The sequence below is a fragment of the Actinoallomurus acanthiterrae genome, assembly GCF_054775715.1.
Window position 1 is genome coordinate 7,192,031 of the sequence record NZ_BAAHCO010000001.1, and the last position, 20,108, is coordinate 7,212,138.

Genomic DNA, 20,108 nt, shown 5'->3' on the forward strand with positions numbered 1-20,108 from the left:
GACACACGAAGACAGCTACCTTGCGATGCTCACCCTCTGGGACGAGCGTCGGCGGATCTACCCGGACGCCCACGACGCCATCGAGAACGTTCTGATGCTGGCCGGCCGTAACACCGACGTTGATGAGCTGAACGCCGCCGCGCGAGCGATCCGCCGCTCGACCGGCGAGATCGCGACCGGCGAGGTCTCGTTCGATCTGGCTGCCGGCGGCCAGATCAGTTTCGCCGTCGGCGACATCGTCTTGATCCGCCGCAACGAATACCGCGCCTGGCAAAGCAAAGGCACCCACTCCGACGTCCTCAACGGATACCGCGGCCTGGTGACAGCGGTCGACCGGCTACGTGGAGTAGAGGTGGAATGGCGCCAAACCGGAAACGACGGCAGCGAAAAACTGATCCGCGAATGGGTAACCCCCGCATATATCAGTATCGGCAGTCTTACCTACGGCGCCGCGATGACCGTCCACAAAACTCAAGGGCTGACCGCCGACTACGCCTTGATCTACGGCGCACATCTGCTGACGAACGCGGTATACACCGCACTGTCACGTGATCGCCGCGAAGCTCACCTTTTCCTTCCACGCTCCGAAGTCGAAGCCCAAAGTCAGATCAGCGCCCTCGGGTTGCCACGCACGAACCAGGAGCGGCTCGACCGCGTCCTGAACGCGTTTTGCCGCAAACTCGAGGCCGCCGGTTCCGAAGGGCTCATCGTCGAAGAACTCGGAGAACGGATCGCCCCCCTGGATGAAGCGTGCCTCAGCCCCGTCGACGAGGCCAGCGCGGCAGCTCCCCCGCATGCCGACGTGGTCCGGCAGGTCTTCGGTGAAGCCGCGCCCCTCATCCTGACCGATCCGACCTGGCCGCATCTGGCGCAGGCTCTGGACACCGCCAAGACCACGGGCTTTGATCTAGGGCACGTCCTTGCGCACGCGGCCCAGGTACACGATGCAGGCCCGTCGGACGCGCTCGCGTCCGCGCTCGCCGACCAGGTCACCGCATGGCTCGGCACGGTGACGGATCCCGCTCGGGGCCTCGCGCCTGCATCGGACGTGACCGCAGACGAATCCCACGCGCCCGTGTGGGAGTTTCCCGACTCGCCGGGCCTGATCATCACTCAAACTGAGCACGACGCCGCCTCAGCTCAGGCGGCCCGCGCCGCCGCGCGCCCCGCACCGAACCGCACGAGCGCGCGCCGCGCCGGATCGGGGCCTACCCGTCCCCTCAGGCATCTGACCGACCGCCAGATCAACGCGATGGCGGCCGGCCTGAACAACGGGTTGCAGCGGACGTTTCCGGTCCTGCGCGAGGTCGTCGACCGCAGCGAGCGGCAGACCGCGGCCGCGACGGCCTCGCAGGGACCATCGGTCATCGCCGTCGCACGCGCCTTCGATCGCCTCAAACAGCAGGCAGAAGCAATCAGCGAGGTCGACCGGGCTGAGGACGCCCTGGCCGACGCGATCGCCGCCGAGCGTGACCTCCGCGAGAAGCTGGCGGAGCTTGAGGCTGACCTCGCCTCGCCCGTGCCAAATCGGAGATCCAGCACCCATCTCAGCGACGCCGCTTCTGAGGCTGAGCGCATACGTGGACGCATCAAAAGCAGTGGACGCCTGATCGCTGAATTGTCGACACGCCGGACGCGCTTGCAGCAGGTCGCCGGTCCCGTACAGTCGTATGCGTCCGTGCTGGAGAGCTGGGCGCGGCGGCAGGACCAGCAGCCCCGCCTGCTCGAGACGGCCCGGCGCACTGACCTCGCCGACGCCCAGCGCGCTCGATCCCAGGCCGAGGAACTAGTTGCGTCGGTGGCCGAGATGGCCGGTCAGTTGGTGGTCGTCTCGCAGGAGCAGCGGCTGCGCACTGTCGCGACTCGCGGAGCGAACGCCCACAGGCGGCCGTCCGGTCACGAGCGCGTTTCCGCTGAAATAGGTGGCGGCCGTTCGTACGGCGTGGAAGGTAACGCGCCGCCCGCCGTTCGCGGGACCCGGCTTCCCGGATCTCACCGCTGACGCGGGCACCATCGGCGAGGTCTGCCGACCGCCGCCTCAGCAGCTCCGGCGTGCTCCTGGTCCCCTGTCAGACGCGTGATCTGGTCGGTACGCCACGGGGTGTCCGCGGTGAGCTGATGTCGCTCGGCCAGACGGAGGACTGGTGACTTGTTCTCGGATCTGTCTTCCGAGCATCCGCAGCCCTGCGAGCTGAGCCTCGTACATCTTCACCTGAATGCGTCGGGCCCTGCGGCTGCCGGCTTCAAGACTGGGAACCTCAGACGGTCCGTCCATGCCGAGCAAGCTCTCGCGTCCAGCCAGCGGGCGGGTCTGACGTTGCCGTGCGGTCGCATCACGCGGCCGGCAGCCGTTGTGAGTTGCTCGACGGTCCGCTGAAGGACCTCCGCCTCCCGGTCGACGGCCTCGGCCAGGACGGGAGCGAGTTGCGGTGCGGCGTCGCGGTGGTCGGCCAGCCGAGCCAGCTGCACGGCCGCCCGCGTCGCGAAAAGCGAGCATTCCTCTGCCGTCGGTTTGGCGGATCGCGCGCTGTGCAGTGTCGCCAGTGCGGCGGGCGGGCCCTCCCAGTTACCTCGTCGCTGCTGGCGGTCCTGTGTCACGCTTTCGGCCGGCCCAGACGGGATCGTCAGGCGATTGCCGTATACCTCCACGAGTTGCAATCCGGAGATCGCGCACATCGTGACCCTGTCAACCAGGCCCTCCTCATCGACCCGGCGGGCGAGCTTTGGAAGAACCCGATGGAAGACGGCATCGTGTGTCTCCACGTCGATCCGCGGGGTGTAGCCGACCGCTTCGGCGAGGTTCAGATCGTGCTCGACCGCGTTGAGGAGACTCCACGTTTCGCGGACCGCGTCGATGATCAGCGCGGTACGCCATTGGACGGCCCCACCCCGAAACTCGTTAAACGTCTCCATAGAGAACATATCGGTGACGAGATGTGGGCGCAACGGCTGGCCTGTGCGGCGCCTGCCGACTCGTTCTTCTGCATCCGGACCGCGCATGACGTTCAGAGCCTGGCGAGTCCAGCGCGCTACATCGTCAGCCACCTGCATATCAGCGTGGCGGTTGTCGATGCGGGCGAGTTCGTCGAAGGACGGATGCTTGTTCCGGATATCCCCGATACCGAGGTTGATCGTTTCGTTGGGTCCGAGATTTTCATACGCCATGGCGCGGATGGCGTCTCCGTATCCTCCAGGACGGTCGAGGACGAAGACTGCGCAGGGGTTTGGGCGGCCTTTGCCGCCGCCGACGAGGAGAGGAAGGATATCTCGCTCGAAGATGACTCGTGATTCCCGTTCAGGAAGTCCGTCCATCGGATTGGCCTCTCCGGATCCGCTCCAGAAGCGCCGGATACCTCGCGACGATACGTTGGATGCTAGCGTGATCGGTGGTCTTGAGATTTCTTTTTTCGGCTTCAATTCTGTCGCGGGCAGCCAGCAGACCAGCAGCCGATTCGGGGGCTTGTGCGATACGACTGGAGTACGCAGCGATTATCGCGTCGAGGATCCCGGCGGCCGCTTGGTAGGCAGTGGGATCGGCTGGCACCACGGGCTGGTCGGCGGGGTCCTCGCCTGCTGCAGCTGGGTCCTGACGGTCATGCTTCATGCGTTGCTCCTCGGGGCTCGAAGGCCGCCAGCCTAGGGCAGTGCGGGGGGCCTTGGTGCTTCACCTAGGGCACCAGACGCCGCGTAGGCGTCAGCGGAACGCTAGCCGGGGGATGTCAGCGCATGAATAGCCGACGACAAGGTCGGGGAAATTCTCGTTCGCAATTCGATCAGCGAACCTGAATCGCGTTTTTTAGTGCAATGAACTGTGATAGAATAGATATCGGCGAAACCCGGAGAACGGAGGGGCGGCGGAGATGCGATATGAACCTTGGTGGATGACGCTGCTGGTCGCGATAGGCAGGATGATGTTGTTCGCGGTGAAGGCGGCGTGCATCATCCTTGGCATTGTCATCGCCGCTGCAGTTGGCGGTATGTCCGGGGGTACACGCGTTCGCTTGTAGAGACAGATTCCTGCGTTTCCACCGCGCGCAGTGTCGCTTCGCGCGGTGGAAGTGCGGGAATTGTCGAGCGTCGATTATGGCATTGCCGCGTTCGGGGCTGCCGCACCGTTTCCTGCGTCGGACGCATCGGCTGTGTAGGCATCTCCAGGCGCCCGGTTCTGAGCGGTTCGTTCGTAGTGGCCGTCCAGGAGAGCGCGGAGGCTTTCATCAGCCCGGAATAGTGCTTTTTCAGCCGTGCCGCGCGGGTCGCGGCTTGTCGCGGCGAGGTCCATCACAGCTTCAACGAACGCCGTCTCCGACGATCGGAGTGTCAGTTCCTTGACCAAAACGTCGATGTGTTCCGCTGGTGACGCCCTGTAGGTGGCCGCGAACTCATCTGCCGATAGGCGAAGAATCTCTCCGATGAGCCCCAAGCGCTGCGCCTCGATCGATAGAAGAACAGCATCGGCCGGCCAGCCCTTGTCTCGCAGATCACCGATCGCGGCGTAGAGGACATCTCGGCCAGGGGTGATGAAGTCTTCCGGTGCGACCACTCCCCGTATGTCATTCACCAGCCCCGGATTCTGGAGCAGCGCGGCGATCAGATTGTCTTCTAGAGTTCTCCGACGATCGAACCTCGCGATCTGATACGCCAGGAAGGTCGATGACAAAGACGCCCCGGTGATGAACCGCTCCCAGACTCGTTTTGCCTGCGCATCATCAGGAATCAAGCCGATGTCTCTTGCTCGAGCGAACATCGATTGGGGTGTGATCGGCGTGTCGGCTTCGCGCAGGGATATGAGCACGTTGTAGATCTGAACTGCCTCCCGGTCGTACAGGCGGTCGGGCTGCACCGCGTTCCATACCGGATCAGAGACCCCTTTATGGTGAAGGATGGATCCGACGAAGGCGACCTCGATCCGCGCGCGGCGTGTCACGGCATCGCGGCGGCCGGTCGGTTCGGGAGCATCTGTCGTTTCGAGTTGGCCTCCATGCCAGCTCGGGTCGGAGGCCGCCGCCGATGCCTTGTCCCATTGATCGGAGAGTTCCCCCACCCGTTCAAGGGTCTCGGTTACAGCCGGCCACAGGCCATCGATCTGCGCGTCCTGGCTGCTGCGCCAGCGTTCGTATCCGGCCGCCAGGCCTCGTGCGTGCTTACCGATGACGCGCATGACGTGCGCTTCAACGACCGCTCGCGCATACCAGCGCGCGTTAGCGACCCGGGGGCATGCTTCCATCAGCCGCATGAGATCACCGGGCGGGACCTTCTTGCCGGTCCGGGCACGCAGGATCCGAGCCCATTCGATCGCCAGTGGCTCCCTTTCGGTCGACGATGGCCCTGTTCCATCGCGGATGACCGCCGCAATGCGCTGATATAGCTCCTGTTCAGATCTGTTGTAGAACATCTCATGCGCAGGCCACGCATCACCGTCTTGTGCGATCTTCCAGTCAAGGAGGAGCGCACCAAGGAGTGCGTGTTCTGCGTAACGTCGCGGATTCATTCTGTGTCCTTATCGCTCCTGGGTGTTCACGCGCAGGTGTCAGACTTTCGATGGGGCACCTCCTGGTGCCGTCACCGTTCGGCGAGGCAGGCTTGCCGCCGGCGATGAGATCTCTTCTGCCCTGATATAGGGCGCCCGACCGTAGTAGGACTTCGCGTGCCCCTCTTTGACTCCTCGAATACGATTTAGGGCCGCGAGTCCAGCGGGGATTGCCCTACGCGCCGGGTTGTCCGCTGCCGCCTGTAGGGCGTCTATCTCCGCAGTGATGTTCCGGGCGGCCGAGGCGTCGAGAATTTCCTTGCCGACGTGTACGGCTGCTACGACGGTGCGGCGCTCGAGCCGTTTGAGGAGCCTGTCTGCGCTCCGGGGGTGAGCGGGGATGAGTCCGTGGACTTGGGCGTCCCCTACGACGAGGAGAGGGGTGATGGGCATCACGCGTTGATCCAGGTCGAGGAGGAGCGAATACAGCTTCGCGCGCCGGCCATCGGTGAAGTCCTCCGGCGACAGCCAGTGCCTGACCAGGCTGATCTGCTCGGGGTGCTGCACGAGTGAGGCGATCAGCTGATCCTCTCGGCGCGCGCTGCGGTAGGTTTCGAGGTCTGGCAGCCGCGGGCGTCGCTGCCACCATTGGGCCGAGACCGGTTCTTCTGCAGGCGCCTCGTCAACGGAGGCGGCGTCCGATGGCGCTTCGCTCGGCTCTTGGCGGAAGTTCTTGAGTCGTTCGGCGAGCGTGGCCAGGACGGCTTCGGTTCGGCCGACGTGTTTGAACACGGCGCCGATGCCATCGCGCTTGTCGTTTGCGCTGTTGAGTTCACGTGCGAGGCGCGTGGCGTGCGCGCGGATCACCTCGAGCGCTTGCAGCTCGACGATCCTGTACATGTATTCCGCGATGAGGCGTGGTTGCTCGCAGGTGTTCTTCATCCGTTCCAGGTCGGTAACGGAAAAGGCGGAGGCAGGGTTGTGTGCCTGCTCGTAGATCACCGCCAGGAACCTGTGTTTGTCTTCCTCTACCGTCAGATTGAAGACGTACTTTCCTCCATTCTCTTTGGTGTTCAGTAGCGTGTACATTAGTGAGCCGAGCTTTTGGTGGACGGGATTCACGAAGTCGACGGGATGGACCTCGTGAGCGGCGAGGAGGAGCAGGTGGCCGGGGTCGTGCAGAATGCTTCCCAGGACGGCGTCGGCGAGTTTCTCTTGGGGCGTCATGATTCGGTTTCCTCACCCGGTATGGCACGGATGTCCAGTGCGGCCTTCTCAGCGGCCTCGAGCTTGAGTGCCTGCTTATTCATGTCGGATCTGACTTGAGGGTCGTCGACGCGTACGTAGGTCTCCTCGTCACCGAACCACCAGTCGTCGTCGTAGAACACCGCCGGCGTGCCCCCGAGTTGGTTCGCGTCGCCCGCCTCGATCAGTTCTTTCATTTCCCTTGCGGACAGGATCGTCGGTTTGTGATCTTCGGGGGCTGGCCCGAACCATGACATGTCCATGGGCGCCTCTCTGGATGGCATCTGGGTCGCGAAGTCGAGGGTGATGGCTGGTGCGGTGGTGAATTCTGATTCCGCAAGCCAGGTGTCCCAGTCGGGCAGGGGGTCGGCGGCCTGGAGTTCGTCGTGGCGGCGTTTTAGGCACTTGCCAGCGAATCCGAGCATGCTGGTGTGGCGGTCGAGTGCGTCGAAGAAGGAGGGGATGGGCAGGTCGCCGGCGGCGGTGTAGACGCGGAGCCATTCCAGGTACAGGCCGGTGAGGCGGTCGAGCGGCCCGGGGTGCAGGAACCAGCAGCCTGGGATGCGATCCCGCAGGTCGACGGGTGGTTCGCAGTGCCTGTTGGTCATCCAGGTGATCCAGTTCCGGAGACGTTCCAGGTTCTCCCGGCGGTCGGCGGGCTCCATCGCCTCCCAGACCCATTGCGGTGGCGAGTCGACGCTTCCCGGTATGTCGAAGGTGTTGGCGTCGTCGGCGGCGGCGAGGGGCATGGGCCGGAACAGGCTCAGGTCGCCGAAGTCATCGGGCTCGTCCGGTGTGGTGTCCGTCATGTGTGTGCCTTTTCGGGGTTGCTGAGGGCCAGCAGGTCGGGGTCGTCGAACGCGCGTCGCATTTCGATGTGCATCGGAGGCAGGTTGTCGTATTGCAGAACGGCATGCCATTTGTCGAGCTGCTGTAGTTCGTGCAGGGGTGCGAGTTCGTCTTTGTTGGGGTTGGTGGCGAACGTGTGGCGTCCGTCGGTGCCGATGGTGACGCTGGAGCGGTTGATCTGTGTGTTTCCGAGCATCTGTGAGAAATACTGGAGGGTGCTGAGGTCGCCGACGCCGTTCAGCAGGAGCCTCAGTTTTGAGTTCGACAGGATGGTGCGGGCGGTCTCCTTGCCGTACATGGTTTCCAGCTGCGCGAGGTCATGCCAGATGGTGAGTAGCTGGATTCCCATGCCGCGAGCGGTCGTCAGGAGTGTCGCCATCCGGGCGTAGCGGAAGGTGTTCCCCGCTTCATCCAGCGCCAAGAGCAGGCGCGGCGTCAGCGGTTTCCCGGTCTGCTCGTAGTTCTTCTCGGCCGCGTACAGGATTGATGCGATCATCGCGGTGTTCATGGGCGCGAACGTTTCTGCTTCGCTCGGGGGCGCGACGATGCAGATCGTGCCGGATTTTTCCAGGAACTCCTCTGCGGTGAAATCGCTGCGGGCCGCTGATTGGCGTACCTTCGGGTTGGCGTAGGCGTCGACGATGTTGGAGGCGGTGAACAGCACACTTCCGATGCCGTCGGGGTGCAGCCGCCACACCGATTCGTAGGTTTCGGCCATCTCGTCGTGGCCGTGTTCGAGGAGGATGCTGCGGACGTCGCGGCGGACATCTTCTCCTTCGAGGCTCCAGCGGTAGAAGCTGCTGATGCCGCCTCCGGACAGGTGGGCGGCGATGAGGAGTGGGCCGACGAGCGCCCTGGCCTTCATCGCCCACGGCTTGGCGGTCTTGTCATCGGCTGATGCGGATGCTTCGACCTGCCAACGGGCCATCCGGTCAGCGGCGTCGTCGTCGACGGCGTAGGGAACGGGTGACCAGCAGGCGGTCTGGCGGCCGGGCAGGCCCGCGGGTGCCACGATCCAGACCGGTCCCCGGTCCTTGCGTGCGGCGAGGATCGCGTCCAGATCGGGGCCCTTGGCCGTGGAGACGACGCAGGGGCCATCCCATTCCAGGACGTTCGGGTTAATCAGTCCCTGCGTTTTCCCTGACCCGTTGGGACCGAACGCCACCGCGGAGATGCAGTCTTCCCCGGCCAGCAGCCGACTGGTCCGCTCGCTTCGTCCGGCGATGAGCCGGCCAGGCCGCTGGGCCGGCTCGTCGGGGACCTGGATGCGTTGTTCGTGCCGGTCGGTGGCCCACTGCGCGCCGAGGGCCGCGCGGTGCAGGCGCCGCTGCCGCCATACGCGCAACAGCCGCACGGCCCCGTAGACCAGCCCGGCGATTACGGCGGTAAGCAGAATCCAGAACAGCGCGTCAGGAGCGGGCGCGGAGTGGCAGGCGTGTCGCCAGGCGTGCCCCTGGCTGCCGGTGGAGATCAGCGCCCAGCTGAAGGACCCAGCCTTGGCGAAGGTCCCGGCCGGCCAGCCGCGTCCCGATAGTAGGCGGGCCAGCGCTGCGGCCAGCCAGATGATCCTCGCTCCGACCACGGCGGTGACGATCAGCAGGGCGATGACGAAGATCGGTTCGGTTGCGCCGTTGGGCCCATCGGTGCCTGCTCCGCCGGCGGTTCCGCCGCCGGGCGGCCCGTACGGTGAGCTCATCCCTGGCCTCCTGGTGCTGTTGCCGGGGTGGAATCGCGGGCGGTGTCTGCGGCGGCCGGGTCGGTGTTGGTGAAGGTCGCCTCGATGGGAGAGCGGACATGCTGGACGACGGCTGAACGGCTTTCGCCGACCTTCCACAGCGCCTGACCGGGTGGCAGAGCACGGAGCACGTCTTCTTCAGCGGCGTTGATGCCGTAGTAGGCGCGCAGCAGCGGGATCTGCTGGGCACGCTGCCGGTAGAAGACGGTCGTTCCGGTGTCGGCGACGAGTGCTTCGGCCAGACGCTCGCGTTCGCTCCCGGCATCGCCCGCGGTGAGCAGATCACCCGGCTTGTGGAACACCAGGACGTTGGCCGCCAGGTCACGCCGAGTGAGTTTGAAACTGCTCTGGTACCAGCGCAGGGTTCCCAGTGTCAGGTCGGCCCAGGCCTCGTCGGCGACGACCAGGCGCCGGCGCCCGTCACGCCGGGTGAGGGCTGATTGCAACCATGACGTCGCGCAGATACGGACCAGCGGGAGCGCCTGCCGGCGTTGTTCGAGAACCCGGGACAAGTTGACGGCTAGGAACCGGCCGGACGGGTCGGCGTCGATGTTGGTGGGTTCGTCGAACATTGACCGCAGGTCACCGTCGATCAGCCGCTGGAATCCCATGATCAAATCGGCGGTGTTCTCGCGCAGCGCCCCCCAGTCCAAGGGAAGGCGCTCCACATGCTGCGGGGCGGGCCGCATCATCGCCTCAACGACCTCGGGCAGGACCGGAATCCGAAGCCGCCGAGCGGGAGTTACGACCGGCAGCGGGTCGCCGGCGTCGTCCTGGTGCACCTCGAGTTCGCCGTCGGTCACCGCGGCGATGGCAATCTTGCAAAGCGTCAATTCCGACTGGCTCATCGGCCGATCCAGCACCGCCGTGCCCAGGGCGACGAGCATCGCCAGCTGCCGTTCGGTGACGACGTCGCGTTCGGTCTCCCACACCGAGCCGGGATCGAAAGGGTTGAGGCGGGCGCCGAGGCCCGGCCCCAGGAAAATGGGCTCGTACCCCAGGAAGGCGGCGAGGTCGGAGTACTCGCTTTTGACATCGGTGACAAAGGCGTCGCGGCCGAACTCAAACCCCCGCGCGATCATCGTCTTGACCAGGGTCGACTTCCGGGACCCGATCTCCCCGAAGATCATCATGTTGGGGTTGGTCGTGACACCCGCGTCGTACCAGTCCCACGGATCGTGAGCGAAGGATCGGCCGCCGAGCATGTTATGGCCGACGAACTGGCCGAGGTGCCCGATCCCGGCATCGGCCATCCAAGGGAACACGGCTTGCAGGACATCGGAGGTGGCGCGATGCGGCGCCAGACTCAGGCGACGCAGTTGCCGTCCCGACCGCGGGCGCAGCGCCCCGTCGCCCGCGACGCCGGGGACGCGTTCGATGGCGACGACGGCCGGAGGCTTTTTCGCCGCCGGCGCTGGTGCGGGGTTTGGCGACCACGCGGGTCGCGGTGCGGACCTCCCGGACCGGGCCGGCGCTGTGCTGAGGCGTGCGCCCGAACGGCCACCACCGCTTGCGCCACGGGCGGCCGATCATTGCAGCATCCCGAATCGCAGACCCCGGCACAGCGGGAGGGTCGCGGCGAACCCGCTGTCCTGCTCCCCGTACAGGCGGCGCAACTTCAAATTGCGGGCGTTGACGGCGATGTTGCTGCAGGCCTCGTCCAGGGCGTCCAGGGTGGGTGCCGACACACGGATGAGGCCCAGGAACCGATAGCTCGTGTGGCCAGAGGCCAGGGCGTCGTCCTGGCGGGTGAGCGCGTCGGCCTGGTGGCGTTCCTTGGCCGAAGAACGGAAGCCGAGCCGGGCGCGCAGGGTGCGGTTGGCGTCCTGGGCGGTTTCACGGCGGCCGATGTCGTCCTCGGCGGCGCGATGCTCCCGCGGTTCCATGACGATCGACACGGTGCGTTCGCAGGTGGTGTGCAGCAGGAGTTGTTCCAGGAACGGCCCGATCACCGGGCGGCGGGGCCACTCGGCGATCCAGAAGGTGGCGTGGAAGCTGTCGTCGGTGCGGTAGTAGCTCCAGCGCGCTGAGGCTGCGGCCGGGCCGGCCTCATCGCCATCGGCTCCGCCGTCGCCGGTCATGTCCGGGCCACGTGCCTCGATCCCCCAGCGGGCTCCCGGCTCGTAGGCGGTTCGCAGCACCATCGCGATCTGGCGGGGTGGTAGTGCGCCGTCGACTTCGACGCCGGCCTGTTGCAGTTCCAGCTGGAAGTTCTGGGCTTGTTGCAGGAGGTATTGGCATGCGCCTTTGTCGCCGCCGCCCAGGTGCCGGATCTGCGCGCGGGCCTTGCGCGGAGAGAGCATGATCGCCACATGGTTCTCGTGTCGTTGGGTGACCGGCCGGGCCCGTTGCAGTAGCTGCTGGTAGGAGTCGTAGGTCCCGGTGGTGCCGCGGCCTCCGTTGGTGCCCCAGCCGCGGATCAGCGCGTCCCCGGAGTCCGGGACAGTGGTATCGAGGAGCTGGACGCGGACGATGCCCGCGGCGTTGCCGATGCCGGCCAGCGTCTCCCCCCAGGAGACCAGGCGGGCGTCTTGCTCTTCGGGATCCAGCAACTGGAACGCTCCGCCGCGGGTCGCCAGGACCAGCGTGTAGGTAGCACGGCGCCGGTCCTTGATGACGCCGACCTGCGCGGTGCCGCCGTGTGTGGCGACCTCCGCCGTCAGAATCGACAGCCCGGCGAGTTCTCCGGGAAGTTCCAGGGGGGCCATATCCGGACGCTGCGGGTCTGGCGGTGGGGTGGCCGCCGCCGGGCCGCCGCGGTATTCGGTGTAGCCGAACCCGCGGCGCGCGGCGAAGACGATCGCGATGGGAAGCCATCCGGCGATGGGACGGTCACCGACCGGCACCCACACGGCGATCACGGTCCCCAGGACGAGGACCAGGCCGAAGAGCGTCCCGATGAGGCCGGTACTGATGAGCCGGGTGAGCAGGAACACCGCGCCGAACAACGCGAGGATGCTGCCCATGCCCAGGCCGAGGAAGACGCCGCCGGATTCGCGTGGCCCGAAGGTGTAGGTGTACCGGCGGTAGGACGTGGGTGCTGCTGCCATTGCCTTACTCCTGCTCAGGGGTCGGGGTGTCGGTCAGGTGGGAGGCGTCGGGGGCGTCGGCGGTGTGGGGTTGGTGGGAGGAGTTGGGCGGGTCGGTGGAGTCGGCGGCGTCGGGTTGGTCGGCGCGGTTGGGCGTGTGGGACTGGTGGGAGGAGTCGGTGTCCGGGGGGCGCCGCGCGGTCCCGGAGATGCGGCGGTCGGGCGTGCCGGTGGTGGCATGCGCAGGGCATCGGCCCCAGAGCCGCTCATGGTGGCCGGCACGTGGTGATCGCCTGGAAGGTCATCGGATCGGCCGTGTTGTTGCGGCGCGCCGCCGTGGTCCTTCGGCGTGGGGCGTGGTGGAGGAGGTGGTGTCGGGGAGCGGCCGGAATCGTTTCCATCGGCCGGTGGCTTTCCGGGGACCGGGAACGGATTCTGGAAGTCTTCTGAGCCCAGTTCACGTGGGCCTCGCACGGGTGGCATTTGCGTCTTGCCGCCGGCTTGCATGCCTTTTCCTGCAGCTCCTGCCGCGCCGCCGCCCGCGCCGGAGGCGAGCCGTACGGCTTGCATCCCTGCCCCGATCGCCGCGCCCGTTGCCATCTGGCGCAGGCCTTCGCCGGTGTGGCTGGGTTGGATTGCACCGTCGGTGAATCCGACGAGGCGCATCATGATGAACGGTCCGCTGGCTCCGAGAAGGACGATGCCGATCCCTTTGAGGCAGTCGGAGGGAGAGTGGACGTTGAGGAGGGCGTCACGTCCCAGCCTCATGTCAACTGCGAGGAAGAATTTGCTGGCAAGGAACGCGATGATCGTGTGGGAGGTGCGCCTGGTCCAGTTCTGTGCGCCGACCCACACGGATCCGGCGACGCTCATCGGCCACCAGATGACGCACACGCTGATACACACGGACCGGATCACCATCTCCAGCCAGATGATCAGCAGCGTTATCAGTAGCAGCAGGGCGAGGAGTTCGGTGACCAGCATGGGCAGGTCGATACCGCTGGTGTGAGCGACGTCGTTCGCCGGTGTGTTGCGCAGGTAGGTCGCCGGTCCGGCGAGTCCTGCGGTGATCTGTTTCCAGCCGTCGCCTTTTTTGCCTCCGAGGATCTGGTCGCACAGTGTGCCGATCAGGGCGTCGCCCCAGGTGACGAATATGACGATCGCTCCGGTGGTCAGGCCTGCGGTGAGGACGCGGACCAGTGTCCGCCCTATCTCCGCGCCATCGCGTTTCGCTGCGGCGTAGAGCATTGATAGGAGCAGGCCGATGAGGGCGACCGCCATGGCAATGTTTCGCATGGACTGATACGTGCCGGCAAACCACGGCTTCGTGATGTCGAGCTGACCAGATGAGTCGATGGCTGAACCGATCTCTCCAGCGGCCCAGCCGGTGGCGTCGATCGTCATCGTCACCATGGCCCGGAAACTGCCATAAAGCCAGCACGATGGCTTTACTGAATCCCCGAATCCTGTGCATTTTTCAGGGGGCGTGCACGGGACAACGAAGGGACCGTTCGCCGCATGAACCGGGTCGGGTGACATGAGCCCGGTTCCGGTTTTCGAGTCTTGCTTGAACGCGCCGATGCATACTGGCAGCGGTTGTGTGGAACTGGCACTCGGGGCCGGCGTCACGGTCGACGGAGCCGAACTGACCGGTCCGGTGGGCTTCGGCGTGGTCGACCCGGTCGGTGACGCCGTCGGCGTTGACGGTGTCGGCGAGGCCGACGTCGAGGGAGATGGCAAACCGGCGGGTGGTGTGGGCGTCACCCGCGGAGGTGGCGTACGCTCCGCGAGCGCGCTTCCGCCGAGTACCAGCGTGGCACACGCGGCAATCAGCAACAACGCCGCCCTGGCACAGTGTCTGCACATCATGGGTGAATGCTGAGGCCGAGGCCGAAAGCCCACTGCACGAGCGATCCGCTGCCGCCGACGACGACCGCAGTTCCCAGACACGCAAACAAGCCGATCCGGCCTCCTACAGCCGCATATTGATTGGCGATATATCTCCCAATTCCGAAGACGATTCCACTGATCACCAACCCGGCACCACTAAAGACGAGTCCATAGAATTTGAACGCGCCGACAAGTTGGCTCAGCGCCTCTCCACCCGGAGCATTATTGTTAGGCGGAGGGTCGATCAGCGTAGGGACTGATCCAGTTCCCTTCGGCACCGGCGAGGAGCTCGGCGAAGCCGTCACGCTGTCCAGCAGTAGGTGCAGGAGATGGCTCATTATGGAGTCCTTTCCACGGAAGAGTTAACGTCCGCCAGCGGAGCGCTGAGGAGCGCGCCGGCGATGTCCCATGTCGCGTTGAGATACGCACGGCGCGTGTTACGGCGCAGCCGGGCCAGGTCGACCGGGACATCGCGTTGGAGTCGCGGGTCCCACGGGATCGAATGCATCGCGCGTACGCGGCCGGCTACTTCGTCCATCCCGGCGGTGAGCCGAGCTGCCCCGCGGCCGAGCTCGTGCACGAGCAGCACGGACGACGCAGCGAGTCGCTCGTTGCCGCCAGCGGCCAGCCAGTCGAGGAGTGTGTGGGCGACGTGCGCAGCGTCGGGTGCCGCGGCGATCGGGATGACGAGTGCCTGGGCGTGTGCCAGGAGATCGGGGAAGGGGAATGTGGTGGAGGCCATTCCCAGGTCCACGATCGTGCAGGGGTATGTCCGCTCCCAAGCCGAGACCGCCTGCCACGTGGCGCGACTTGGAAGCGCTGTGATTCCGAGACTGCTCAGGACCTCTACGTGTCCCAGTTCACCTACGTGTCTGGCGAAGTGCGGCTGCGGCGGCTTGCGGGCCCCGGCGGCCAGGAGCGGGATCGTGCGTACGCCGACACGCCGGGCAAGGGTTCCTGGAGGAATGGTCAGATCGACAGCGCCGACGGGCACCGCTCCGGCGCCAGCGGTCATTTCCGCAAGCAACGCAGTTGTGGTCGTGCACCCTGAGGCGCGGCGAGCACCGAGAACAGCGACGATGTGCGGGCCGCTGCCGGTTGCGAGGCGCGTGCTGATCCCGGCGACATCTGCCGTGTCGTCCTCGCCGACGGAATGGAAGATGAACGGCATTGGGCGACTTCTGCTGGGCTCTGTATTCCGGCGGCGCGCCTGAAGCGTTGCCAAGGCCCGGGGGCGCGTTCGTTGCCCGGCCAGCGGTGATCCAGGAGGCGGCTGCTCTGCGTGCGCGCCGCCGGTTCCGCCTCGCGGACGCAGTTGCTTCCCCGGTGGTGCAGGAAGCGCCCGCGCATCGGCAAGCTGCAGCAGGTCGACCGCATGATCGCCCGATTGTTCATAACCGTCCGTCTCGGCGGACGCCGCACGACGTGTTCTCCGCATCGACCTCATCCCTGACCGCCTGGGCCAGGGGCGGCGCGCGCGGATGTCACCGACGGGCGTCGCCCCTGGCCCTGTCCCCTGATTGCGAGTGCGGGCGCGACGATAGGGCGCGACGATCAGGAAACGATCAGGCCGGTGAAAGGGCGGACCCGAATAACGCGATGCTTCTCCGATGGGTAAGGCGAGGACTATCTCCGGTTCGCTGAGCCTGGATTCACGGCGTGATTTCTTGCGGTCATTCTTCGGCCCGATTGGTCGATTCAAGGGTTTCGCCTGAGATCGACGAGCATGTTCGGGTACCCGATCGTCGCCCATGACGACTCGGAGATCGCAGCGATCGACCGTTCGATCTTCGGGGCCATTTCCGCGTTGACCGCAAAGTGCAGCCACACTTCCCTGGCATTGTTCAGCACCGCAGCGGCCGAGAGCGCCAAGTCGGGGTGGATCACCAACGTGTTGCGCGACCCTGCCGCGCAGGCCGTAATGGTGCGCTCAGCGACGGAACCCGCGGTGCGGCGCGCTGAGCCGAACTACCCGCTCCGCAGCCGATGACGACCAGCGTGGCCAGCGGCGTCGTCAGCGTGAAGGCCAGCCACCGGCGCGGTCTTGCCGTCGATCGTGGTGTTGTCGAAACCCCGGACTCTGCTGGGCGCGTCTGTGGGGCGCGGTGCTGGACCGAGTCCGTCCAAGAAACGCCGGCTTCCCTGCACCGGACAGCAGCGGCGTGCGCCGCCAGGCTCGTTGGCATCCTGCCCGCCGTATTTCCAACGGGCGAACGATCCTCCCAGGTGGACGCCCATACGAACGCACCCAGCGTGGACGGGTACGCACCTGGGTGAACGCTCTGTCTATGCCACCGTGCTGCAGAACATCGAGATCTCGATCGAGTCGGCCCGGCCAGCATCCCCAGCCACGGCAGAAGTGACCTCAGGGGACGCAAGCGGCCTGTCACGATCAGCTATCACCACCGGCTCTGCGACCAGACCGCGCAGGTCGCTGCGTTCAGCCGACCGCATGACCGGAGCAAGGCCAGCGTGGGGGATCATGTGCTCGTCATCGACGATCGCATGAATACAGACTGGAATGTGAAAGGTTTACACCTACAGAGCGCCTTTCTAGTCGGGGCTCCTGGAAGCGCGACAAACTCCGCCATCATCCCATGCCGTAGGGGCGCCTCTCCTCATGCACGACATTCGAAGGAGACATGGCTCCACGGATTCAGATTCAGCTTCCGCGCTGCCGCGAATTACCGGCGTACTGGAGCCAGCGACGGCACAAACCGAGGCGGTTGGTGAATCAAGATTCTGCCGGAACAAAAAACCACTCGAACGGTTTCGTGATGCGACCGGATACGGAACCGTTCCGGCGCCAAAACCACGCCAAATTCCGCGAATGGCCCTCAGGATGCGCCGGATCCACAACAATCGAGAAGCGAACGAGCCTCCTCTTCCTCTCTTGCCATGCCGTTTTTGCGAAGCATCGCGAGCGATCGATCGAGCTGCTTGACGGCTTTCGATGTCTGCCCCATCTGAACATAGACACGGGCGAGGTCCAGCCGGCAAGCAGCTAGAGGGCTCTCGGCGCCAAGCTGCTCGTACAGCTGAACCGCTCGTGACAAGGAATCGAGCGCCTCGTCATACTCGCCGAGTCCGGAGAGTGCTCGGCCGTATTGCCGCGTGGAGCACGCCAACCCCTGCTTCCAGCCGTCAGCCTCGGCTTCAGCGAGGTTTCTCCGAGCGAGATCCACGGCGTCCGGGTACCGCTCAGCACTCGTAAGCGTGTGAACCATTTCACGCTTGGCCAGGCTCGTGTACATCCAATCACCCTGCAGCCGAGCAACCGAGTCGGCGCGCTCGCAGGTTTCAATGGCAATATCGTACCGGTGCTGAAGTGTGTAAATACGCGCCATGCTTAGGAGATTAGCGAATTCTGCATGCTCGTCATCCAAGTCACCGGCGAGCCGGAGTCCCCGGCGCACATCAGCTTCCGCCGACTCCAGACGATTACCCGCCTGCTTGCACCAAGCGCGGAGCGCAAGCGCTTGCGCGAGAAGGCCACCTTCGCCGCGGCCTCCGAATGACGTAATGGGCTGGTCAAGCATTGCCAGTGCTTCCATGTAACGACCACAATGTGCACCGACAACGACGGCCTGGTAAAAGCGCGCCGCGGCGGCAACTTTTGGATCGCCTACCCGCGCGGCCGCATGTTCGACTGCACGCCACATCTCCGGCATATCGTGAAGGTGGCCACTGAACAGCAGATGCGGCGACAGGCGGAGCATCAGGTCGCAGGCGACGCGAACGCTCCCGGAATCGCATGCTGCACGCGCTACGCCAGTAAGCGTCGAGCGTTCAGAGTCGAACCACGCTCGCGCTGCCTGCGTCACGATTTGTTTGGTTCGTCCGCTCGCCTCGACCATCTCATGTGAGAATCGCTGCGGAATGGCGAAGTAAAGTGCGTTCGGTAGGGCAGCGCCCGCTAGATCGGCGAGTTCAAGGCTTCGCCGGGCAAGACGATCCGATGCCTGCCCGAGCTCAGAATCGCCAGTAGCAAGTCCGCGAGCGTATTCCAGCACCAGATCATGCATGGCGTAGCGCGGTTGCCCTGCCGCGTCCAAACCGCAGTCGTTGAGCAGGCTCCGGTCAGCGAGGACGTTAATCTCATCGTCCGCATGACGTCGGTCGATCAACGCGGCCATAGACCATTCGGAAAAGTGTGGAGAGGCTATGACGGATGCCAGACGAAACGCTCGTGCGACGTCACCCGGCAGCGATTCGTAGCTAAGATCGAAACTGGACCGGATCGCGAGCTCACCGGCGGTGAGATGGTCGAGGCGTCGTTGCCGCTCGGTGAGCATCCTCGCGAGATCACCGAGCTTCCATGAGCGTCTCGCGGCCAGCTTTGCTCCAGCGATGCGGACAGCGAGGGGTAGCCCCGCGCAAGCTTCGATGACCGTCTGCGTAGCGGCGGGTTCCGCGTCGACTACGGCGCTGCCGACGATGTGGGCCAGGAGCCTGCGTGCGTCGTTGGGTGTCATCGGGCCGAGTTGCAGGAGGTAGCCGCCCACGATGTAGCAGGACCGCGTACGGCTGGTCGCGATGAGCGCGCTGCCGGACGTGCCTGGGATCAGGGGGCGAATCTGCTCGGGGCCGGTCGCTTCGTCGACCACCACGAGAACGCGCCGTCTGGCCAGGTACGACCGGTACAACGCCGAACGGCCTTCGAGTGTTTCGGGAATGTCTGCAGGGGAGACTCCGAAGGAGCGCAGTACTTGCGTGAGTGCATCGGCGGCGGCCTGCAGCGATGGCGTCTGCTTCCTGAGGCTGATGTACAGCTGACCATCTGGGTAGTCGTCTCGAACGGCGTGGGCGGCGTGCACTGCCAGTGACGATTTACCGACCCCCGGCGGCCCAATGATCAGCAAGACAGGCGTCGCCGTACCTTCTCGTCGTACGTCCAGCTGCTGGACGAGTTCAGAACACTCATCATCGCGGCCGGTGAAGTCAGCAAGGTCGGGCGGAAGCTGAGCGGGCGCCGGCATGGTGTTGTGGCCTTCCGAGCGCGCCGGAGCCCAGGTTGGTGGAAGTTCTGCAGAAGGATCCTTCCCGTCGCGAATGAGATCGCACATCCGTCTGAGGATGGGACTGGGCTGGATCCTGACCTCACGTTGAAGTGCCGTGGCCGCTTCGTCAAACGCTCGCAGCGCCTCCGCTGACCGCCCCGACCGCCAAAGCGCCAGCATGAGCCTCGCCCACAGGACCTCATAGATCGGGTCATCTGTCAGCCATACGCGGGCCGCAGTAATCAGGGCGTCATAATCGCCGGTGGCGAGCCAGGCATCTGCCAACGCCTCGCGAGCCCTTGCAAGTTCATCATGGAGGCTTCGGGTGAGGGCCTGTGCAGCTGGCGTCTCCGACAGATCAGTGATCGATGTGTCTCGCCACAGGGCGATCGCTTCGCTCAGCATCGACACTGATGACGTAGGTTCAGCCTGCTCCGCAGCGACTCGCGCTTGATAAGCGAGGCTGCGGAAGCGGAGTAGGTCGACCGAGTCGTCGCCGATCAGATCGAGTTGATAACCAGTGCCGTCGCTCGGGCCGAGCCTCCGTTCGCCGACGAAGACGCGCACCTCATGCATCAGCGTTCGAAGTCGCCGAGTGTCAGCCTCTGGATCGTCCCATAGCAGATCAATCAGCTTGGCAGATGAGACGAGTTCGCCGGCATAGATCGCCAGGACACACAGGGCATGACGCACGAGCGGCTGAGTGACCGGCACGAGACTCCGGCCGCGGCCTTCGCGGATCTGCAACGGCCCGAGGATGTTGATGTGCATGGTCTCCCCCAAACGTCGCATCGACATATCGACTTGTGTCAGCAGCGGTTTTACGTGTGATCGGGAAACCGCACGTCTTCGCCCGTCCACGCCGCGGCGCAAGGGCTGCCGACAAGGTCGTT

At 65.2% G+C, this 20,108-nt stretch carries 17 protein-coding genes; 5 read left to right on the forward strand and 12 right to left on the reverse strand.

Translation table 11 applies throughout. The annotated features are described in order from the left end of the window. Positions 1–25 precede the first annotated feature (25 nt). Positions 26–2,002, forward strand: a complete 1,977-nt coding sequence (locus ACYVF7_RS33940; RefSeq protein WP_460348752.1) for a hypothetical protein — start codon at positions 26–28, stop codon at positions 2,000–2,002. Between the two features lie 206 nt (positions 2,003–2,208). Here the strand turns inward: ACYVF7_RS33940 and ACYVF7_RS33945 are convergent, their stop codons facing one another. Together ACYVF7_RS33945 and ACYVF7_RS33950 are read right to left on the reverse strand one after the other, a co-directional pair. Further along, on the reverse strand, positions 2,209–3,312 hold the full coding sequence (locus tag ACYVF7_RS33945; RefSeq protein ID WP_460348754.1) for a hypothetical protein: 1,104 nt from the start codon (positions 3,310–3,312) through the stop codon (positions 2,209–2,211). Beyond that, a complete protein-coding gene (locus tag ACYVF7_RS33950) occupies positions 3,296–3,604 on the reverse strand; it encodes a hypothetical protein (protein WP_460348756.1) in 309 nt (102 codons plus the stop codon). The genes ACYVF7_RS33945 and ACYVF7_RS33950 overlap by 17 nt, the downstream gene beginning before the upstream one ends. A 277-nt stretch (positions 3,605–3,881) precedes the next feature. On the opposite strand from ACYVF7_RS33950, the gene ACYVF7_RS33955 reads away from it, so the two are divergent. Further along, on the forward strand, positions 3,882–4,007 hold the full coding sequence (locus ACYVF7_RS33955) for a hypothetical protein (RefSeq protein WP_460348758.1): 126 nt from the start codon (positions 3,882–3,884) through the stop codon (positions 4,005–4,007). 74 nt (positions 4,008–4,081) lie between these two features. On the opposite strand, the gene ACYVF7_RS33960 is transcribed toward ACYVF7_RS33955, so the two are convergent. From ACYVF7_RS33960 to ACYVF7_RS33990, 7 genes are all read right to left on the reverse strand, one after another. Next, entirely contained in the window at positions 4,082–5,488 is a 1,407-nt protein-coding gene (locus ACYVF7_RS33960) for a DnaB-like helicase N-terminal domain-containing protein (RefSeq protein WP_460348760.1), read from the reverse strand. Between the two features lie 39 nt (positions 5,489–5,527). Beyond that, positions 5,528–6,694: a DnaB-like helicase N-terminal domain-containing protein gene (locus ACYVF7_RS33965; RefSeq protein ID WP_460348762.1), complete on the reverse strand. Its 1,167-nt coding sequence runs from the start codon at positions 6,692–6,694 to the stop codon at positions 5,528–5,530. Beyond that, positions 6,691–7,461, reverse strand: a complete 771-nt coding sequence (locus ACYVF7_RS33970; protein ID WP_460348764.1) for a hypothetical protein — start codon at positions 7,459–7,461, stop codon at positions 6,691–6,693. The genes ACYVF7_RS33965 and ACYVF7_RS33970 overlap by 4 nt, the downstream gene beginning before the upstream one ends. 56 nt (positions 7,462–7,517) lie before the next feature. Continuing rightward, positions 7,518–9,257: a type IV secretory system conjugative DNA transfer family protein gene (locus ACYVF7_RS33975; RefSeq protein ID WP_460348765.1), complete on the reverse strand. Its 1,740-nt coding sequence runs from the start codon at positions 9,255–9,257 to the stop codon at positions 7,518–7,520. Beyond that, positions 9,254–10,549, reverse strand: coding sequence for a hypothetical protein (locus ACYVF7_RS33980; RefSeq protein ID WP_460348766.1), 1,296 nt, complete (start codon positions 10,547–10,549; stop codon positions 9,254–9,256). Before ACYVF7_RS33980 ends, ACYVF7_RS33975 begins: the two co-directional genes overlap by 4 nt. Positions 10,550–10,825: 276 nt before the next feature. Continuing rightward, a complete protein-coding gene (locus tag ACYVF7_RS33985; protein ID WP_460348768.1) occupies positions 10,826–12,346 on the reverse strand; it encodes an SCO6880 family protein in 1,521 nt (506 codons plus the stop codon). A 33-nt stretch (positions 12,347–12,379) separates the two neighbouring features. Then, entirely contained in the window at positions 12,380–13,738 is a 1,359-nt protein-coding gene (locus ACYVF7_RS33990) for a hypothetical protein (RefSeq protein ID WP_460348770.1), read from the reverse strand. A 187-nt stretch (positions 13,739–13,925) separates the two neighbouring features. Here ACYVF7_RS33990 and ACYVF7_RS33995 point away from each other — a divergent pair, with 187 nt between their 5' ends. Beyond that, positions 13,926–14,207: a hypothetical protein gene (locus ACYVF7_RS33995; RefSeq protein WP_460348772.1), complete on the forward strand. Its 282-nt coding sequence runs from the start codon at positions 13,926–13,928 to the stop codon at positions 14,205–14,207. Here the strand turns inward: ACYVF7_RS33995 and ACYVF7_RS34000 are convergent. After that, the gene (locus tag ACYVF7_RS34000; protein WP_460348774.1) at positions 14,191–14,553 is read right to left on the reverse strand and encodes a DUF6112 family protein; all 363 of its coding nucleotides are present in this window, start codon (positions 14,551–14,553) and stop codon (positions 14,191–14,193) included. The two genes, ACYVF7_RS33995 and ACYVF7_RS34000, sit on opposite strands and share 17 nt — an antisense overlap. Next, positions 14,553–14,957: a hypothetical protein gene (locus ACYVF7_RS34005; RefSeq protein ID WP_460348776.1), complete on the reverse strand. Its 405-nt coding sequence runs from the start codon at positions 14,955–14,957 to the stop codon at positions 14,553–14,555. Before ACYVF7_RS34005 ends, ACYVF7_RS34000 begins: the two co-directional genes overlap by 1 nt. A 108-nt stretch (positions 14,958–15,065) precedes the next feature. Here ACYVF7_RS34005 and ACYVF7_RS34010 point away from each other — a divergent pair, with 108 nt between their 5' ends. Both ACYVF7_RS34010 and ACYVF7_RS34015 read left to right on the forward strand, forming a co-directional pair. Next, the gene (locus ACYVF7_RS34010) at positions 15,066–15,266 is read left to right on the forward strand and encodes a hypothetical protein (protein ID WP_460348778.1); all 201 of its coding nucleotides are present in this window, start codon (positions 15,066–15,068) and stop codon (positions 15,264–15,266) included. 675 nt (positions 15,267–15,941) lie between these two features. After that, entirely contained in the window at positions 15,942–16,205 is a 264-nt protein-coding gene (locus ACYVF7_RS34015; protein ID WP_460348780.1) for a hypothetical protein, read from the forward strand. 847 nt (positions 16,206–17,052) lie between these two features. Here the strand turns inward: ACYVF7_RS34015 and ACYVF7_RS34020 are convergent. Further along, positions 17,053–19,986, reverse strand: coding sequence for an AfsR/SARP family transcriptional regulator (locus tag ACYVF7_RS34020; RefSeq protein WP_460348782.1), 2,934 nt, complete (start codon positions 19,984–19,986; stop codon positions 17,053–17,055). Positions 19,987–20,108 lie beyond the last annotated feature (122 nt).

Coding starts and splice junctions, on each gene's coding strand:
- ACYVF7_RS33940 (WP_460348752.1), top strand. CDS start 26: ATGCTCACCCTCTGGGACGAGCGTCGGCGGATCTACCCGGACGCCCAC.
- ACYVF7_RS33945 (WP_460348754.1), bottom strand. CDS start 3,312: ATGGACGGACTTCCTGAACGGGAATCACGAGTCATCTTCGAGCGAGAT.
- ACYVF7_RS33950 (WP_460348756.1), bottom strand. CDS start 3,604: ATGAAGCATGACCGTCAGGACCCAGCTGCAGCAGGCGAGGACCCCGCC.
- ACYVF7_RS33955 (WP_460348758.1), top strand. CDS start 3,882: ATGACGCTGCTGGTCGCGATAGGCAGGATGATGTTGTTCGCGGTGAAG.
- ACYVF7_RS33960 (WP_460348760.1), bottom strand. CDS start 5,488: ATGAATCCGCGACGTTACGCAGAACACGCACTCCTTGGTGCGCTCCTC.
- ACYVF7_RS33965 (WP_460348762.1), bottom strand. CDS start 6,694: ATGACGCCCCAAGAGAAACTCGCCGACGCCGTCCTGGGAAGCATTCTG.
- ACYVF7_RS33970 (WP_460348764.1), bottom strand. CDS start 7,461: ATGCCCCTCGCCGCCGCCGACGACGCCAACACCTTCGACATACCGGGA.
- ACYVF7_RS33975 (WP_460348765.1), bottom strand. CDS start 9,257: ATGAGCTCACCGTACGGGCCGCCCGGCGGCGGAACCGCCGGCGGAGCA.
- ACYVF7_RS33980 (WP_460348766.1), bottom strand. CDS start 10,549: ATGGCCGATGCCGGGATCGGGCACCTCGGCCAGTTCGTCGGCCATAAC.
- ACYVF7_RS33985 (WP_460348768.1), bottom strand. CDS start 12,346: ATGGCAGCAGCACCCACGTCCTACCGCCGGTACACCTACACCTTCGGG.
- ACYVF7_RS33990 (WP_460348770.1), bottom strand. CDS start 13,738: ATGGTGACGATGACGATCGACGCCACCGGCTGGGCCGCTGGAGAGATC.
- ACYVF7_RS34000 (WP_460348774.1), bottom strand. CDS start 14,553: ATGAGCCATCTCCTGCACCTACTGCTGGACAGCGTGACGGCTTCGCCG.
- ACYVF7_RS34005 (WP_460348776.1), bottom strand. CDS start 14,957: ATGGCCTCCACCACATTCCCCTTCCCCGATCTCCTGGCACACGCCCAG.
- ACYVF7_RS34015 (WP_460348780.1), top strand. CDS start 15,942: ATGTTCGGGTACCCGATCGTCGCCCATGACGACTCGGAGATCGCAGCG.
- ACYVF7_RS34020 (WP_460348782.1), bottom strand. CDS start 19,986: ATGCACATCAACATCCTCGGGCCGTTGCAGATCCGCGAAGGCCGCGGC.